The 16,265-nt window shown below is 71.6% G+C and carries 17 protein-coding genes and 1 pseudogene; 6 read left to right on the forward strand and 12 right to left on the reverse strand.

Features of this window, described 5'->3' with window-relative positions; all coding sequences use genetic code 11:
* The first annotated feature begins 1 nt into the window (after position 1).
* Genes ACQCO7_RS10800 through ACQCO7_RS10820 form a run of 5 tightly spaced genes read left to right on the forward strand, consistent with a single transcriptional unit; the run spans position 2 to position 5,463 of the window.
* On the forward strand, positions 2-1,168 hold the full coding sequence (locus ACQCO7_RS10800) for an ADP-ribosylglycohydrolase family protein (protein WP_464071618.1): 1,167 nt from the start codon (positions 2-4) through the stop codon (positions 1,166-1,168).
* Positions 1,156-2,568, forward strand: a complete 1,413-nt coding sequence (locus ACQCO7_RS10805; protein WP_464071619.1) for an ADP-ribosylglycohydrolase family protein — start codon at positions 1,156-1,158, stop codon at positions 2,566-2,568. The genes ACQCO7_RS10800 and ACQCO7_RS10805 overlap by 13 nt, the downstream gene beginning before the upstream one ends.
* Positions 2,565-3,458, forward strand: coding sequence for a ribokinase (locus tag ACQCO7_RS10810; protein ID WP_464071620.1), 894 nt, complete (start codon positions 2,565-2,567; stop codon positions 3,456-3,458). The genes ACQCO7_RS10805 and ACQCO7_RS10810 overlap by 4 nt, the downstream gene beginning before the upstream one ends.
* On the forward strand, positions 3,455-4,651 hold the full coding sequence (locus ACQCO7_RS10815) for a CaiB/BaiF CoA transferase family protein (RefSeq protein WP_464071621.1): 1,197 nt from the start codon (positions 3,455-3,457) through the stop codon (positions 4,649-4,651). The genes ACQCO7_RS10810 and ACQCO7_RS10815 overlap by 4 nt, the downstream gene beginning before the upstream one ends.
* A complete protein-coding gene (locus ACQCO7_RS10820; protein ID WP_464071622.1) occupies positions 4,648-5,463 on the forward strand; it encodes an HpcH/HpaI aldolase/citrate lyase family protein in 816 nt (271 codons plus the stop codon). The genes ACQCO7_RS10815 and ACQCO7_RS10820 overlap by 4 nt, the downstream gene beginning before the upstream one ends.
* Positions 5,464-5,543: 80 nt before the next feature.
* Here the strand turns inward: ACQCO7_RS10820 and lgt are convergent, their stop codons facing one another.
* The 11 genes from lgt to hisI form a co-directional block, all read right to left on the reverse strand.
* Positions 5,544-6,509 carry a prolipoprotein diacylglyceryl transferase gene (gene lgt, locus ACQCO7_RS10825; RefSeq protein ID WP_464071623.1) on the reverse strand — a complete coding sequence of 322 codons (966 nt, stop codon included), beginning with the start codon at positions 6,507-6,509 and terminating at the stop codon, positions 5,544-5,546.
* A gap of 131 nt (positions 6,510-6,640) precedes the next feature.
* The gene (locus ACQCO7_RS10830; protein WP_464071624.1) at positions 6,641-7,414 is read right to left on the reverse strand and encodes a DsbA family protein; all 774 of its coding nucleotides are present in this window, start codon (positions 7,412-7,414) and stop codon (positions 6,641-6,643) included.
* 92 nt (positions 7,415-7,506) lie between these two features.
* A complete protein-coding gene (gene trpA / locus ACQCO7_RS10835) occupies positions 7,507-8,325 on the reverse strand; it encodes a tryptophan synthase subunit alpha (protein ID WP_464071625.1) in 819 nt (272 codons plus the stop codon).
* Positions 8,322-9,569, reverse strand: coding sequence for a tryptophan synthase subunit beta (gene trpB / locus ACQCO7_RS10840; RefSeq protein ID WP_464071626.1), 1,248 nt, complete (start codon positions 9,567-9,569; stop codon positions 8,322-8,324). The genes trpA and trpB overlap by 4 nt, the downstream gene beginning before the upstream one ends.
* A gap of 60 nt (positions 9,570-9,629) precedes the next feature.
* Entirely contained in the window at positions 9,630-9,827 is a 198-nt protein-coding gene (gene trpM, locus ACQCO7_RS10845) for a tryptophan biosynthesis modulator TrpM (protein ID WP_075662911.1), read from the reverse strand.
* Between the two features lie 21 nt (positions 9,828-9,848).
* Entirely contained in the window at positions 9,849-10,658 is an 810-nt protein-coding gene (gene trpC, locus ACQCO7_RS10850; RefSeq protein ID WP_464071627.1) for an indole-3-glycerol phosphate synthase TrpC, read from the reverse strand.
* A 136-nt stretch (positions 10,659-10,794) separates the two neighbouring features.
* Positions 10,795-11,232 (reverse strand): DUF2752 domain-containing protein, encoded by a 438-nt coding sequence (locus tag ACQCO7_RS10855; RefSeq protein WP_464071628.1) that lies wholly within the window; start codon positions 11,230-11,232, stop codon positions 10,795-10,797.
* Between the two features lie 176 nt (positions 11,233-11,408).
* Positions 11,409-11,660: an HGxxPAAW family protein gene (locus ACQCO7_RS10860; protein ID WP_010356517.1), complete on the reverse strand. Its 252-nt coding sequence runs from the start codon at positions 11,658-11,660 to the stop codon at positions 11,409-11,411.
* Between the two features lie 150 nt (positions 11,661-11,810).
* Positions 11,811-12,449 (reverse strand): TIGR02234 family membrane protein, encoded by a 639-nt coding sequence (locus ACQCO7_RS10865; protein ID WP_464071629.1) that lies wholly within the window; start codon positions 12,447-12,449, stop codon positions 11,811-11,813.
* Between the two features lie 115 nt (positions 12,450-12,564).
* A complete protein-coding gene (locus ACQCO7_RS10870) occupies positions 12,565-14,049 on the reverse strand; it encodes an anthranilate synthase component I (RefSeq protein WP_464071630.1) in 1,485 nt (494 codons plus the stop codon).
* Between the two features lie 11 nt (positions 14,050-14,060).
* Positions 14,061-14,441 carry a phosphoribosyl-AMP cyclohydrolase gene (gene hisI, locus ACQCO7_RS10875; RefSeq protein WP_464071631.1) on the reverse strand — a complete coding sequence of 127 codons (381 nt, stop codon included), beginning with the start codon at positions 14,439-14,441 and terminating at the stop codon, positions 14,061-14,063.
* Between the two features lie 83 nt (positions 14,442-14,524).
* Between hisI and ACQCO7_RS10880 the strand changes: the two genes are divergently transcribed.
* Positions 14,525-15,160, forward strand: coding sequence for a TIGR03085 family metal-binding protein (locus ACQCO7_RS10880; RefSeq protein WP_464071632.1), 636 nt, complete (start codon positions 14,525-14,527; stop codon positions 15,158-15,160).
* Between the two features lie 131 nt (positions 15,161-15,291).
* Here the strand turns inward: ACQCO7_RS10880 and ACQCO7_RS10885 are convergent.
* A pseudogene (locus ACQCO7_RS10885) lies at positions 15,292-15,894 on the reverse strand (MFS transporter); the annotation flags it as partial.
* Between the last annotated feature and the right edge of the window lie 371 nt (positions 15,895-16,265).

The following is a 16,265-nucleotide window of genomic DNA, read 5'->3' on the forward strand; positions in this document are numbered from 1 at the left end:
CATGTCAGACAAAACTCCCCAAACATCCCTGGAGGACCGCATCACCGCCGCCCTGGTCGGCGCGGCGGTGGGCGACGCACTCGGCGGCCCGGTGGAGGGCTACTCCCCCGCCCAGATCATGGCCCGCCACGGCGGCAGAATCACCGGCATCGTGGGCCCCTGGAACGGCGACGACTGGCGTACGGCCCGCCCGATCGCCCCGTACCACAAGGGGAACGGCCACATCACGGACGACACCCTGATGACCCACGCGCTGATCAGGGTCTACGCGAAGGTCCGCGACCACCTGGACGCGTACGCGATCGCCGACCACCTGGTCCCGGACCTGATGACAACCCCCCGCTGGATCCCGGAGCTGGAATCGGAGACCCTCCTCCTCCACCGCCTCTTCCTGGCGGAGAAGTGGCTGGCCACCCGCCTCCACTACGCCCACGCGGACCCCCGCGAGGCCGGCGTGGGCAACATCGTCAACTGCGGCGCGGCGATGTACATGACCCCGGTGGGCCTGATCAACGCGGCCAACCCCCGAGCCGCGTACAACGAGGCCCTGGACATCACGGCCACCCACCAGTCCTCGTACGGCCGCGAGGCGGCGGGAGTCTTCGCGGCGGCGGTATCGGCGGCGTGCACCCCCGACGCGACCCCCGCCTCGATCATCGCCACCTGCCTGGCCTTGGCGAAGGACGGCACCAGAACGGCGATCGAGAAGGTGGCGGAAACGGCGGCCCACTACTCGGACCCGGAATCAGCCCTGACCCCGCTGAGGGAGGCAATCGCCCCCTACGACACGGTAGGCCCCGACTACCGCGCCCCTTCCCTGAACGCCCGCCGCCCCTCCCGCCTCCACGCGATCGAGGAACTCCCCATCGCCCTGGCCATGTTGCTGATCACCGACGGCGACTACGAGGAAGCGGTCCTGGGAGCCGTGAACTACGGCCGAGACTGCGACTCGATCGCCACGATGACAGGGGCCCTAGCAGGAGCACTAGGCTCCCCACCCCCGCAAACTTGGTCCAACGAGGTAGCAAAGGCAAGCAAGTTGGACCTCTGGCACCCAGCAAAAACGCTCACAGAGGTAACAAGAGAAATCTTCGAGAAGGACGTAGCCCACCGCCGAACGCACGAGTCAGCCTTCACGTCCATGGGAGCGCACCTATGCTCCGCCTGACCTGGCTCCAACCGGAGGACCTGCTGGGCCACGAACTCCGCCAGGCAAGGGAAGACGGCAGAGACCCGAGAAAAATCGCGGCCCGCTGGCAAGAGGCAGGAGGCAAGGAGGCCCCCGAAAGAGCAGGAGCTTCCCCCACCCCACCCCCACCCCACCTACGCGACTTGGCAACAGCCCTCCTAACAGAACTGGCAGCCCAGCAAGGCGAGTCGGCAACAACAGAACCCACGGACTGGCCCACGATCCAGGACACCTGGCCCCCCACCCACCCCAGGGGCGCGGGGCTGTGTCTGTCAGCGGCTCCGCCACGGGGCGCGACCAGCCACGACGAAACCCGCACGCGCCCACCCACCCCATCCCCCCGAACCTACGAATCCGCCTGGCTGGGCAGAGCCGTCGGCTGCCTCCTGGGCAAACCCGTCGAGAAACTCCCCCTCCACGCCATCCGAGCCCTGGCCAAATCCACCGGCAACTGGCCCCTGACCACGTACTTCACAGCAAAGGGCGTCCCCAACTCCCTCCTCACCGCACACCCTTGGAACCGCCGCTCGGCCCCCACCTCCCTCGCCGAGAACATCGACGGCATGCCGGAGGACGACGACCTCAACTACCCCCTCCTGAACCTGCTCCTCCTCCAACGCCACGGCAGGAACTTCACGACGGAGGACGTGGCAAGACTCTGGCTGGACGAACTCCCGGCAGGCCGAACGTTCACGGCGGAGCGGATCGCGTACCGCAACCTCCTCACCGGCATCGAGCCCCCGAGAACGGCCCACCACAACAACCCGTTCAGGGAATGGATCGGCGCGATGATCCGAGCGGACGTCCACGGCTGGACGAACCCGGGAGACCCGAGGGCGGCGGCAGAACAGGCGTACAGAGACGCGACGTTGACGCACACGGCGAACGGCGTCTACGCGGCGATGTACATCGCGGCGACGATCGCGGCGGCGGCGACAGGCACTCAGGACATCCACACCTGCCTAGGCACAGCCCTGACCCTGATCCCCCCGACATCCCGCCTGCACAAGGCAGTTGAGGAAGCAATCCAACTGGCCCGAACGGAACGGGACTTCGACAGGATCGTGGACGAACTCCACGCCACCCACGGCCACTACCACTGGGTCCACGCGATCCCGAACACCGCACTGATCGCAGCCGCCCTGACCCACGCCGACGGCGACTTCACCGAGTCCATCTGCCGCACGGTGTCGGGAGGCTGGGACACGGACTCCAACGGCGCGACAGCGGGCAGCATCGCGGCACTCCTCACCGGCCCACCCCCACCCCACTGGACGGCGCCCTTGAAGAACCGCCTGTCCACGACGATCGCCGACTTCGACGGCACCGGCTTCGACACCCTCGCCCACCTCACCCACGTGGAGGCGGCCCGCCCATGACCCACATCGTCGTACTGGGCAGCACGAACATGGACCTGGTCACGTACGTGGACCACCCCCCACGCCCCGGCGAGACGGTGACGGGCCGGGACCTGCGCACCACCCCCGGAGGGAAGGGCGCGAACCAGGCGATCGCGGCATCGAGAGCGGGCGCGACGGTCTCGATGATCGGCGCGGTGGGAACGGACCCCCACGGCCCCCGCCTGCGCACGGCGTTGGACACGGCGGGCGTGAACACGGACCACATCCGCACGATGGGCACGACGTCCGGCACGGCCCACATCGTCGTGGACGCGGACGGCGGCAGCGCGATCGTCGTGATCCCGGGCGCGAACGGCACGGTGGACCATCTGGCCCCCGGCGACGAGACGTTGATCGCCTCGGCGGACACCTTGCTGCTCCAGCTGGAGATCCCGCTCCCGGCGGTGATCGCGGGAGCGCAGGCGGCAAGGGCACACGGCGTCCGCACGATCCTCACCCCGTCCCCGGCCCGCCCCCTCCCGCCCGAACTCCTCGCGAACACCGACCTGTTGGTGGCGGGCGAGTACGAGGCGATCACCCTCACCGACCGCACGGACCCCCTGGACGCGGCCCGCCACCTCCTGGCCCAAGTCCCGGAGGTGATCGTCACGTTGGGCGAGGCGGGAGTCCTGTACGTCTCCCGGAACGCCGACCCCCTCGCGGTCCCGGCCCCGCCGACGACCCCCGTCGACACAACGGCCGCCGGAGACACCTTCGTCGGCGCCCTGGCGACAGCCCTCGGCGAGGAACGCCCCCTCCCCGAGTCCCTCCGCTGGGCGACGGCGGCGGCGTCCCTGTCGGTCGAACGCCAGGGCGCGTCCGCGTCGATGCCGTACCGCCAGGAGATCGAGGAGCGCTGCACCACATGACGGACACCTCAACTCCCTTGCAGGGCCTACGAGTCCTGGACCTGGCCACCCTCTTCGCGGGCCCCCTCGCCGCCACCCTGCTGGGTGACTTCGGCGCGGAGGTCATCAAGGTCGAGCACCCCACGAAGCCGGACCCGTCCCGGGGCCACGGCCCGTCGAAGCACGGCATCGGCCTGTGGTGGAAGGTCCTGGGCCGGGGCAAGCGCACGATGACCCTCGACCTCTCGACGCCCGGCGGCCGTGCCACGCTCCTGCGCCTCGCGGAGACGGCGGACGTGGTCATCGAGAACTTCCGCCCCGGCACCCTGGAGCGGTGGGACCTCGGCTGGGCCGAACTCCACGCCGTGAACCCCCGGTTGGTCCTCACGCGCGTCACCGCGTTCGGCCAGTTCGGCCCCGCCTCGCACCGCCCCGGCTTCGGCACCCTCGCGGAGGCGCTGAGCGGTTTCGCCGCCGTCACCGGCGAACCGGACGCGCCCCCGACGCTCCCGCCGTTCGGCCTCGCCGACTCCATCGCGGGTCTGGCGACGGCGTACGCGGTGCTGACGGCCCTGTCCGCCCGCGACCGCACCGGCGAGGGCCAGGTCGTCGACATGGCGATCATCGAACCCATCCTCACGGTCCTCGGCCCGCAGCCGACCTGGTACGACCAGCTCGGCCACGTCCAGCGGCGCACCGGCAACCGCTCCGCGAACAACGCCCCCCGCAACACGTACCGCACGGCCGACGGCACCTGGGTCGCCGTCTCCACCTCCGCCCAGTCCGTCGCCGAACGCGTGATGCGCCTGGTCGGCCGCCCCGACCTGATCACCGAACCCTGGTTCGCGACCGGCGCCCAGCGCGCGGCCCACGCCGACGTGCTGGACGAGGCGGTGGCCCAGTGGATCGCGGCCCGCCCCCGCGACGAGGTCCTCACCGCCTTCGAGAAGGCGGAGGCGGCGATCGCCCCGGTCCAGGACGTACGGGACGTGGTCCACGATCCCCAGTACGAGGCGCTGGGCACCCTGACCCGCGTCGACGACCCCGACCTCGGCCCCCTCCTCATGCAGAACGTCCTCTTCCGCCTCTCCGCCACCCCCGGCGCGATCCGCTGGGCCGGCCGCGCGCACGGCGCCGACACGGACGCGATCCTCCACGAACTCGGCCTGACCGCCCACGAGTTGACCGCCCTCCGCGAGCAGGGCGCCGTATGAGGACGTTCCCCCTGACCTGGCTCTACGCCCCCGGCGACCGCCCCGAGGTGGTCACCAAGGCCCTGGCAGCGGGCGCCGACGTGGTGATCATCGACCTGGAGGACGCGGTCTCCCCCGACCGCAAGGACTACGCCCGAGCGGCGACAGCGGACCGCCTCTCGGACCCGCACGCCCACCGAATCCATGTCCGCGTGAACGCCCTGGACACCCCCTGGTTCCGCGCCGACCTCACGGCCCTCTCCCCTCTCCCCGGCGTCTCGGCCCTACGCCTCCCGAAGATCACCACTCCCCAGGACATCGCGGCGACAACACGCCTCCTGTCCCGTGACGTCCCGCTGTACGCCCTCCTGGAATCAGCCCTGGCCGTCGAGAACGCGTACGCCGTCGCCACCGCCCACCCCGCCCTGGCGGGAATCGCCCTGGGCGAAGCGGACCTCAAGGCCGACCTGAACACCACGTCGGACGACTCCCTGGCCTACCCCCGCTCCCGCACGATCCTCGCCGCCCGAGCCGCCGCGCTCCCGCCCCCACCCCAGTCGATCCACCCCCACACCCGCGACCTCACCGCCCTGGCCACCACCAGCGCCCGAGGCCGGGCCCTGGGTTTCCTGGGCCGGGCAGCGATCCACCCCCGTCAGCTCCCGGTCATCGAAAGGGCCTACCTCCCCACGGAGGAGGAGATCGAGAAGGCGGAGTCCGTCATCAAGGCAGCGGCGACGACCGAGGGCGCCCAAGCCCTGCCGGACGGCACCTTCGTCGACAAGGCGGTACTGGAGGCGGCCCGCAGAACCCTGTCCCTGATCGACGGCTGACCCCGCCCCCGGCCCTCGCCCCCGGCAAAGACGAAGGGCGTCCAGGGAAACCCTGGACGCCCTCACCGTCGTGGAACCGGCTAGCTCTTCTTGCTCGCCGACTCGCTCCCGGTGTCAGCATTCTCGGCCTCGCCGGCCTTGTCGTCCTCGGAAGCCTTGCCGTCCTCGGCAGCCTTCTCCGACGCCGCCTCCCCGGAAGCAGCGGCCTCCGCCTCGGCCTTCTCCTCCAGCGCGCCGGGCTCGACGACCTCTTCCCGGCCGGGCTTCTTCTTCGCGGAGATCACCAGGTACACGACCGCGAGCAGGAAGACCAGCAGCGCGGTCCAGTTGTTGAGGCGCAGCCCCAGGATGTGGTGCGCGTCGTCGACGCGGAGGTACTCGGTCCAGAACCGGCCGACACAGTACGCGGCGACGTAGAGCGCGAACGCCCGGCCGTGCCCGAGCGTGAACCGCCGGTCGGCCCAGATGACGAGGAACGCGACGCCGACGCACCAGAGGGACTCGTACAGGAAGGTCGGGTGGTAGTACCCCGGCACACGGCCGTCCGCCGAGGACGTGATGTGCAGGGCCCACGGAAGATCGGTGGCCTTCCCGTACAGCTCCTGGTTGAACCAGTTCCCCCAGCGCCCGATGGCCTGCGCGAGCGCGATACCGGGAGCGATGGCATCGGCGTACGCCGGCAACGGGATCCCTCGCCGCCGACACCCGATCCACGCACCGACCGCCCCGAGCGCGATGGCCCCCCAGATCCCGAGGCCACCCTCCCAGACCTTGAAGGCGTCGACCCAGTCCCGCCCCTCGCTGAAGTACAGCTCGTAGTCGGTGATGACGTGGTACAGCCGCCCCCCGACGAGCCCGAACGGCACCGCCCAGACGGCGATGTCGGCGACGGTCCCGGCCCGGCCGCCCCGCGCAAGCCACCGCTTGTTGCCGAGCCAGACCGCGACGAAGACGCCGACGATGATGCAGAACGCGTAGCCGCGCAGCGGAATGGGTCCGAGGTGGATGACCCCGCGCGACGGGCTGGGAATGTAGGCAATTTCCATGGCAGGGTCGACGCTACCCTGCCGGACCGGACCGACGACGGGCGGCCCGGCAACGGCTGCATAACGGGCCGGTCAAACACGGGGGAACACCTGTCGGTCCCCTGTCGACCGGCCCCGCGCCGGAACCCCCCTCACCCCTTGTCGGCCTCCTCCACCATCTTCTTCAGCTTGGCCGGAGTCATCGACTGGTCCTGGTAGATGTTCTTCCCGTTGAACAGCACGGTCGGCGTCCCGCCGAACCCCCCGTTGCTGAACGCGGCGGCGGACTTCTTCACCCACGCGTTGTGCGTCCCGCTCTCGACGCACGTGCGGAAGGCGGGCGTGTCGAGCCCCTCGACCTTCCCGGCCAGCTCGACGAGCTTCGCCTCCTTGGCGTACGCGTCGTCGGTCTCCTGCGGCTGGTTCTCGTAGAGCACGTCGTGGTACGCCGGGAACTTCCCGACGTCCTGCGCGCAGGCCGCCGCGTTGGCCGCCTTCCGGGAGCCGCTGCCCCGCAGGTTCCCGTCGATGAGGGTGGCCAGGTGGTACTCGACCTTGAGCTTCCCCGCGCCGGTCAGCTCGTGGATCACCGAGCGGTACGCCGTCTCGAAGGACTTGCAGGCCGGGCACCGGAAGTCCTCCCAGACCGTCAGCGTCGACTTGGCGCTCTCCTTGCCGACGGGGATGGCCAGCGCGTCCTTCCCGTTGGCCCCGGCCGGCGCGACGACCGGCCCCGCGCCGCTCCCGCTGTCCTTGCCCGCGTTCGCCGCGACGACCCCGATGCCCGCCGCGACCCCCAGCACGGCGACGATGCTCGCCCCGACGACCAGCACCTTGCGCCGCTTGTCGGCGGCCCGCTGCTTCTGACGCTCGACCGCCAGCCGCTCCCGCGCCGACAGCTTTCCCACTCGATTCTTCTCGCTCACACCCCGCAAACGAACAGGGGAGACGCATTGCGCCTCCCCTGTCCCAGGACCACTCGATCGAGTGAGTGACCGGCTGATCGGCCGACCGGCCGTCACACCGTCCGGCGCACACCCTTCGCCAGATCGGCCGCCAGCTCCCGCACGGCCTCGATCCCGGCCGCCGTGTCCGGCGCGTCCAGCATCCGCTTCACGAACGCCGACCCGACGATCACGCCGTCCGCGAAGACGGCGACCTCGGCGGCCTGCTCGGCGTTGGACACCCCGAGCCCGACGCAGACCGGCAGGTCGTCCCGGGTCGCCCGGGTCCGCTCGACCAGGTCCTGCGCCTGCGCGCCGACCGACTCGCGCGTACCGGTCACGCCCATCAGCGAAGCGGCGTACACGAACCCGCTGCCGGCCGCCGTGATCTCCGCGAGGCGCGCGTCCTTGCTGCTCGGCGCGACCACGAAGACCGTCGCGAGCCCGTGCTTGGCCGCGTGCTCCCTCCACAGCCCGGCCTCCTGGACGGGCAGGTCGGGCAGGATGCAGCCCGCGCCGCCGGCCTCGGCCAGCTCGGCGGTGAACCGCTCGACGCCGTAGCGGTCGATGGGGTTCCAGTACGTCATGACGAGCACCGGCTTGCCGGTCGCCTCGTACGCCTCACGCACCGTCCGCATGACGTCCGCGATCCGTACGCCCCCGCGCAGGGCGATGTCGTCGGCGGTCTGGATGACCGGCCCGTCGAGCACCGGGTCGCTGTGCGGGAGCCCGACCTCGACGACGTCCGCGCCGCCGTCGAAGACGGCCTTGATGGCGTCGATGCCGCCGTCCACGGTCGGGAAACCGGCCGGGAGGTAGGCGATGAGAGCGGACCGGTTCTCGGCCTTCGCGGCGGCGAGGGTGTCGCTCAACAGCTCGATGTTGCCGCTCACTTGGAGTCCCCCTCGGTCGAACCGTCGTACAGGCCGAAGTAGCGCGCCGCCGTGTCCATGTCCTTGTCGCCGCGCCCGGACAGGTTGACGACGATCAGCCCGTCCTTGCCCAGCTCCCTGCCGACCTCCAGCGCACCCGCGAGCGCGTGCGCGGACTCGATGGCCGGGATGATCCCCTCGGTGCGCGAGAGCAGCCGCAGGGCCTGCATCGCCGCGTCGTCGGTGACCGCGCGGTACTCGCCGCGACCGCTGTCCTTGAGGTACGAGTGCTCCGGGCCGATGCCGGGGTAGTCGAGCCCCGCCGAGATCGAGTACGGCTCGGTGATCTGCCCCTCGTCGTCCTGGAGGACGTACGACCGCGAGCCGTGCAGGATGCCGGGCTCACCGGCCGTCAGGGTCGCCGCGTGCTCACCCGTCTCGACGCCGTGACCTGCGGGTTCGCAGCCGATGAGGCGTACGTCCGCGTCGGGGATGAAGGCGTGGAACAGGCCGATCGCGTTGGAGCCGCCGCCGACGCAGGCGATCGCCGCGTCGGGGAGGCGGCCCGCGCGCTCCAGGATCTGGCGGCGCGCCTCGACGCCGATCACGCGGTGGAAGTCGCGGACCATCGCCGGGAACGGGTGCGGGCCCGCGACCGTGCCGAACAGGTAGTGCGTGCGGTCGACGTTGGCGACCCAGTCGCGGAACGCCTCGTTGATCGCGTCCTTCAGCGTGCGGCTGCCGGACTTCACAGCGATGACCTCGGCGCCGAGCATGCGCATGCGCGCGACGTTCAGCGCCTGGCGCTGGGTGTCGATCTCGCCCATATAGATCGTGCAGTCGAGGCCGAACAGCGCGCACGCGGTGGCCGTCGCGACACCGTGCTGACCGGCGCCGGTCTCCGCGATGACCCTGGTCTTGCCCATGCGCTTGGTGAGCAGGGCCTGGCCGAGGACGTTGTTGATCTTGTGGGAGCCGGTGTGGTTCAGGTCCTCGCGCTTGAGGAACATCCGCACGCCGCCCGCGTGCTCCGCGAAGCGGGGCACCTCGGTGAGGGAGCTGGGGCGGCCGGTGTAGTTGACCAGCAGATCGTCCAGTTCGCGCGCGAACTCGGGGTCGTGCTTGGCCTTGTCGTACTCGACGGCGACCTCGTCCACGGCGGCGACGAGCGCCTCCGGGATGAACTTGCCGCCGAAGTCGCCGAAGTAGCCCTCGGCGGTGGGGATCTGACCCTCGGGGTCGGGAATGAAGAACTCGCTGGGCATGCGGAAACCTCACGGTGAGCTGGTTGGGAGAAGCATCAATTCGCCGTGGGGTACGGGGACTTACGACACGCACGACCCCGCGCCCCTGAGAACGGGGCGCCGCTGCCATCGCATGCCGTTCACCTGACCGGGTTCGTCCCCGATGACGTACCTGACCCTCCGGCCGTGCACCTTGCGCGCGGGCGCGCGGCAGCCCCGGGGGCGGCACCCGCGCGCGAGGCGGGCGTGCCCTTCCTGGGTGGCCGGAGTCGGAGTCATCGTCGTAAGCCTAACGGGTGATCAACCGCGGCTGTTGCGGATCGCCGGGTGCTCGCCCGCCGCGACCAGGTCCGCGACCGCCGTCTTCGGGTCCTTGCCGGTGACGAGGGACTCGCCGACGAGTACGGCGTCGGCGCCCGCGTTGGCGTAGGCGATGAGGTCGTGCGGGCCCCGGACGCCGGACTCGGCGATCTTGACGATGTGGCCGGGGATCTCGGGGGCGACGCGCTCGAACGTGGTGCGGTCCACCTCAAGGGTCTTGAGGTTGCGCGCGTTGACGCCGATGACCTTCGCGCCCGCGGCGACCGCGCGCTCGACCTCTTCCTCCTCGTGGACCTCGACGAGCGCGGTGAGGCCGATCGACTCGGCGCGCTCGACCAGGGACTCCAGCGCGGGCTGGTCGAGGGCGGCGACGATCAGCAGCGCGATGTCCGCACCGTGCGCGCGCGCCTCCCACAGCTGGTACGACGTGACGATGAAGTCCTTGCGCAGGACGGGGATGTCCACGCGCGCGCGTACGGCGTCGAGGTCGGCCAGCGAGCCGCCGAAGCGGCGCTGTTCGGTGAGGACGGAGATCGCGGCGGCGCCGCCCGCCTCGTAGTCGGCGGCGAGGCCCGCCGGGTCGGCGATCGCGGCCAGCGCGCCCTTGGAGGGGCTGGAGCGCTTGACCTCGCAGATCACCTTGACACCGTCGCCCTTGAGGGCGGCGACGCCGTCCTTGGCCGCCGGAGCGTTGGCCACGCGCTCCTTCAGCTCGTCGAGGCTGACGCGCGCCTGCCGCTCCGCGAGGTCGGCACGGACTCCGTCGATGATCTCGTCGAGCACACTCACGCGAGCGGCCCCCTTCCGAGTGGTTCCGGATGGTTCCGGGTGGTGACAATTCCTTGGCAGCGATGGTATCCGCCGTACCGCGCGAGCCTCGCATCAGGCCGACGCCGGTCCCACTACCTGGACGTTCCCCCGATGATCAAGGCCGTAGCCAGCCGACGACCGGCAGGTTCCGGACAACCGTGAAGACCAGCAGGAACGCGCCGATCGCCCACAGGTGCACGTTCCCGAGCACCACCCGCGCGGGCCGCCCCCGTGCCGCACGGACCACCCAGACAGTCCATACGACGGCGAACCCCAGATAGGCGAGCACGGCGGCGGCGTTGTCCTGGAGCGCGCCGAGGAAGTCCCCGTGCGCGAAGGCGTGCGCACTGCGCAGACCGCCGCAGCCGGGGCAGTACACGCCGGTGAGCTGGAACAGCGGGCAGACGGGATAGTGGCCCGGCTCATTGGGGTCGACGGTCGCGACGTACCCGAACGCCCCCACGACGGCCGCCATGATCCCCGCGGGGACGGCGAGACGCGCGAACACGCCGGAGGAAGGTTTCACCGGGGCCTCGGTGCTGTCGGTCGTCATGTCTCGCATTGTGCCCGCGGGGACGGGGAAAGCACCCGCGCACGCGCGAGGGCGGCCGGGGCTTCGTGCTGATGAACTTCATGAACCAGGTGATCGGCACGCACGCGCGAGGGCGGCTCCAGCACACCCACTCGGTGTCCGGAACCGCCCTCGGAAGTCTCGCGCGGACGGTCGGCTCAGCTCTCGGCCTTGGCCGGGGTGCCGTAGGTGATGTGGTCGGGGAGGTCGCGGAAGCCCTTCGGCTGGCCGAGGCCCATGCCCTTCATGACCAGGCCGACGGCACCGCCGAGGACCGAGATCACCATGCCGGCCCAGAAACCCAGCGGCTCCGCCATCACCATGAACGCGCCCGCGACGCAGAACCCGATGAAACAGATCGTTGCACCGGTCCAAGCCGCCAAAGTGTGACCGTGGCTGCTGCCCGCCATGACTTGCTCCTCATGCTGTCCATGTGGCGCCCGACCCGGACGCTCACTCACATTGTCCCGCACGCACCCGCGCGCGGGACGCCGGGGTGGCCCGCGCCCACGCCCGATTCACCACAACGGGACCGCGTATGCGTACGGGCCCGGCGAACGCTACGCCCCCGTGGGGTCCTCGCCCCGGTCCAGCGCCTTCCACATGTCCTCCGGCCGGTCCGGGTCGGCCGGTTTGGCGGTACGGCGGGGCCGAGGCGCGCCGTCGCGCTCGTACCGCCCCGACATCCCGGGCCACAGACGGCCGTAGCGCAGGGCGAGGAGCCCGGCGAGGAGCAGCAGGGCGCCACCGGCGGCGGCGACGTACGGCCAGGCCGTGTGGGAGAGCGCGGCGACCGTCGCGGACGTGTCGCCGGACGCCTTCGCGGCCTGCTCGTCGAGCGCGGAGCTGTCGTTCGCGCCGGAGAGCGCGGCGAACAGGGTTCCGGCGCCGGAGAGCGCGAGAACGGCGGACACGGCGAGGCGTCCCGCCCGGCGGACGGCGAAGACGGCGACGAGCGCGGCGAGGCCCACTATCGCGAGCGCCGCGGGCACGCCCGTGACGTCGCTGCCCTTCGCGGTGAGCCGGAAGGCGCCACCCGCGACCGACGCGGTCCCCTCCGACCAGCGCTGCCGGGTGGCCAGCAGCGCGACAGCCGCCCCCAGCGCCCCGCTGAGCAGGGCGAGGGCGAGGCTACGACGTCCGGAGTTCGCGGCTCCGGCTCCGGGGCGGGGTTGAGGCACAGCAGTCACGTACCCCACTATCGCCTGAACCCCGGGCGTTCCGTCACCCGGGGTTCATTTCCGGCGCGGGAGGGCTCTGCCGGAGGGGGCCGACGGCCGGGTGTGTCAGGCCGGGTGTGTCAGGCCGGGTGTGTCAGGCGCTCCCGCCGAGCCGGTTGGCCGTGTGGACCGCCCGCAGTACCGCCGCCGCCTTGTTGCGGCACTCCTGGTCCTCCGCGACCGGGTCGGAGTCGGCGACGATGCCCGCGCCCGCCTGGACGTACGCGGTGCCGTCGCGCAGCAGGGCCGTGCGGATGGCGATCGCCGTGTCGGAGTCGCCCGCGAAGTCCAGGTAGCCGACGCAGCCGCCGTACAGCCCGCGCCGGGACGGTTCCAGTTCGTCGATGATCTGCATCGCGCGGGGCTTCGGCGCGCCGGAGAGGGTGCCGGCGGGGAAGCAGGCCGTGAGGACGTCGAAGGCGGTACGGCCGGGCGCGACACGCCCGGTGACGGTGGACACGATGTGCATCACGTGGGAGTACCGCTCGACGGACATGAAGTCGACGACCTCCACGGAACCCGGCTCGCACACGCGCCCCAGGTCGTTGCGGCCGAGGTCGACGAGCATCAGGTGCTCGGCGCGCTCCTTGGGGTCGGCGAGCAGTTCGTCCGCGAGGGCCTGGTCCTCCTGCGGGGTCGCCCCCCGGTGCCGGGTCCCGGCGATGGGGTGGACCATCGCGCGCCCGCCCTCGACCTTGACGAGGGCCTCGGGGGACGACCCGACGACGTCGAACCCGTCGAACCGGAAGAGGTACATGTACGGCGACGGGTTGGTCGCCCTGAGCACCCGGTACACGTCGAGCGCGCCGGCCGTGCACGGCGTCTCGAACCGCTGCGAGGGCACGACCTGGAACGCCTCGCCCGCGCGGATGCGCTCCTTGATGTCCTCGACGGCGTCCATGAAGTCGGGCCCGCCCCACAGGGCGGTGTACTCGGGAAGCTCGGAGGGCGGCAGGACGGCGGGCGGCTGGGCGACCGCGCGCGAGAGGTCCGCCTCCATCGCGTCGAGCCGCGCGACCGCGTCCGCGTACGCCTCGTCGACGCCCGTGTCGAGGTCGTTGTGGTTGATCGCGTTGGCGATCAGCAGGACCGAGCCCTCCCAGTGGTCCATCACCGCGAGGTCGCTGGTGAGGAGCATGGTCAGCTCGGGGAGCTGGAGGTCGTCGCGCCCGCCGGGCCCGATCTTCTCCAGGCGGCGGACGATGTCGTACCCGAGATAGCCGACCATGCCGCCGGTGAACGGCGGGAGGTCCTGCGCGTGAGGCGTGTGCAGCGTCTCGATCGTCGCCCTCAGGGCCGCGAGGGGGTCGCCGTCGACAGGGACGCCGACGGGCGGTGTGCCGAGCCAGTGCGCCTGGCCGTCGCGCGCGGTGAGGGTGGCGGCGCTGCGGACTCCTACGAAGGAGTAGCGGGACCAGGAGCGGCCGTTCTCCGCGGACTCCAGCAGGAACGTGCCGGTGCGCTCGGCGGCGAGCTTGCGGTAGAGCGCGACCGGGGTGTCGCCGTCGGCGAGGAGCTTGCGGGTGACCGGGATGACCCGCCGGTCGACGGCCAGCTTGCGGAACGTGTCGAGGTCCATGGCGGCCGACCCTACTGACCCGAGGCGATCGGGAGCACATCCTCGTCGAAGCAGGTGCGCGCGCCCGTGTGGCAGGCGGCGCCGACCTGGTCGACCTTCACGAGCAGCGTGTCCGCGTCGCAGTCCAGGGCGACCGACTTCACCCACTGGACGTGCCCGGACGTGTCGCCCTTGACCCAGTACTCGCCGCGGCTGCGCGACCAGTACGTGCACCTGCCGGTCGTCAGCGTCCTGTGCAGCGCCTCATCGTCCATCCAGCCCAGCATCAGCACCTCGCCGGTGTCGTGCTGCTGGGCGATCGCGGGTACGAGGCCGTCGGGACTGCGCTTGAGGCGGGCCGCGATCTCGGGATCGAGGCTGCTGGGCCGGGGGTCGCCGGTCGTGCTGGTCATGTCCGCCATTGTGCCGCCTGCCACTGACAGTGACGGTCCGGTGTCCACTGTGCGGACGTCCGCTGCGGTCGTAGGCTGGCGGCATGTCGACCTTCGCCAAGCGTGAACGGCTCCTGCTCGCCGACCTCTTGGAGACCTCCGGTCCGGATGCCCCGACGCTCTGCGAGGGCTGGCGGACCCGGGATCTCGCGGCGCACGTGGTGGTGCGCGAACGCCGTCCCGACGCGGCGGGCGGGACCCTGATCAAGCAACTGGCGTCCCGCCTGGAGAAGGTGATGGACGAGTACAGGGCGAAGCCGTACGAAGATCTGATCGCCCTGATCCGCACGGGCCCCCCACGCTTCTCCCCCTTCGCCCTGAAGCAGCTGGACGAGGCGGCCAACACAGTGGAGTTCTACATCCACACGGAAGACATCCGCCGGGCCCAGCCCGACTGGACCCCCCGCCCCCTGGACCCCGTCTTCCAGGACGCCCTCTGGTCCCGCCTGGAACGCACCGCCCGCCTGATGGCCCGCTCCTCCCCCACGGGCCTGGTCCTCCGCCGCCCCGACGGCCGCACGGCAGTCGCCCACCGCGGCACCCCGGTCGTCACCGCCACCGCCGAACCCGCCGAACTCCTGATGTTCGTCTTCGGCCGCCAGTCCACGGCCCAGGTGGACCTGGAGGGCGACAAGGAGGCGATCGAGAAACTCCGGGCGGGCAAGCAACTGGGCATCTGAGGGGGAACACGCCGCCCTGCGCGCGAGACGAACGGACACGCCGACGACGCGGGGCGCTCTTCGCCGGGCGGCCCCGCGCGCGTGGGACGAAGGCCGGAGCGAACAGCTACGGCGGAGAGACGCCCCGTCCCTCACCCCGGCAGCTCCGCCCGCCGCAGCCCCCGCACCCCCAGCACCACCACCGCGCTGAGCCCGTTCAGCGTCGCGCACGCCGTGAAGACCGGGCCGGTGCCCCACAGGGAGACCGCCCAGCCGACGACCGGGAAGGTCAGCGGGGCGACGCCGTAGCCGATGAGGGTCGATACGGCGGTGACGCGGCCGATGTACGCCGCGCCCGCGCGGGACTGGACCAGCGTTCCGGCGAGGGCGCCACCGAGACCGGCGAGGAGGCCGACGCACAGGGCGACGGCGATCGCCCCGGCGACGGACGGCACGCGCGCGAGGGCGGCGATGGCGAGGGCGCCGCCGACCGTGGCGCCCGCGAGGACCAACCCCGCGCGCGGGACGCGCCCCCGCCAGGCGAGCAGCAGCGACGCCGCGCCGGCCCCGACGCCGAACCCGGCGAGCACGAGCCCCAGCCCGGAGGCTCCCCACCCCCGCTCCCCGGCGAGCAGCGTCAGCCCGAGGTTCATCGGCCCCACGAACCCCAGATCGCTGAGCGTGATGGCGAGCACCAGCGCGGAGAGCACCCGGTCCCGCCGCACGTACCGCACACCGTCCACCAACTCCCCGACCACACCACGCCGCCAGGCACGCAACGCACCTGAACCCCCGGACCGCACCTGCCCACGCCACCGGACACCCCAACCTCCGCCCCCTCCAGCCCGCGCCTCCTCACGCCGCCAGACACGCCACCCGCGCATCCCTCCGGTCCGTACCGCCTCACCACGCCACCAGGCGCCCCAACCCCCGGCCCCTCCAACTCGCCCTTCATCACACCGCCAGGCACCCCACCCACGTCCCCCTCCAGGCCGTACCGCCTCACGCGCGGGCGCAAGCGGCACAGGAGCAACCGGCTCGGTCACGGACGGCACCTCCTGGTACCCGTCGCACCGGCCGCCCTGCGGAGCGAGAGGCGCGGACGGCACAGGCGCGACCAACCCCC

The sequence above is a fragment of the Streptomyces saintjeani genome, from assembly GCF_055409605.1.

Excerpts from the sequence above, each read along its gene's own strand:
- ACQCO7_RS10800 (WP_464071618.1), top strand. The coding sequence starts at position 2 with ATGTCAGACAAAACTCCCCAAACATCCCTGGAGGACCGCATCACCGCC.
- ACQCO7_RS10805 (WP_464071619.1), top strand. The coding sequence starts at position 1,156 with ATGCTCCGCCTGACCTGGCTCCAACCGGAGGACCTGCTGGGCCACGAA.
- ACQCO7_RS10810 (WP_464071620.1), top strand. The coding sequence starts at position 2,565 with ATGACCCACATCGTCGTACTGGGCAGCACGAACATGGACCTGGTCACG.
- ACQCO7_RS10815 (WP_464071621.1), top strand. The coding sequence starts at position 3,455 with ATGACGGACACCTCAACTCCCTTGCAGGGCCTACGAGTCCTGGACCTG.
- ACQCO7_RS10820 (WP_464071622.1), top strand. The coding sequence starts at position 4,648 with ATGAGGACGTTCCCCCTGACCTGGCTCTACGCCCCCGGCGACCGCCCC.
- lgt (WP_464071623.1), bottom strand. The coding sequence starts at position 6,509 with ATGGAAATTGCCTACATTCCCAGCCCGTCGCGCGGGGTCATCCACCTC.
- trpB (WP_464071626.1), bottom strand. The coding sequence starts at position 9,569 with ATGCCCAGCGAGTTCTTCATTCCCGACCCCGAGGGTCAGATCCCCACC.
- trpM (WP_075662911.1), bottom strand. The coding sequence starts at position 9,827 with ATGACTCCGACTCCGGCCACCCAGGAAGGGCACGCCCGCCTCGCGCGC.
- ACQCO7_RS10855 (WP_464071628.1), bottom strand. The coding sequence starts at position 11,232 with ATGACGACCGACAGCACCGAGGCCCCGGTGAAACCTTCCTCCGGCGTG.
- ACQCO7_RS10860 (WP_010356517.1), bottom strand. The coding sequence starts at position 11,660 with ATGGCGGGCAGCAGCCACGGTCACACTTTGGCGGCTTGGACCGGTGCA.
- ACQCO7_RS10870 (WP_464071630.1), bottom strand. The coding sequence starts at position 14,049 with ATGGACCTCGACACGTTCCGCAAGCTGGCCGTCGACCGGCGGGTCATC.
- hisI (WP_464071631.1), bottom strand. The coding sequence starts at position 14,441 with ATGACCAGCACGACCGGCGACCCCCGGCCCAGCAGCCTCGATCCCGAG.
- ACQCO7_RS10880 (WP_464071632.1), top strand. The coding sequence starts at position 14,525 with ATGTCGACCTTCGCCAAGCGTGAACGGCTCCTGCTCGCCGACCTCTTG.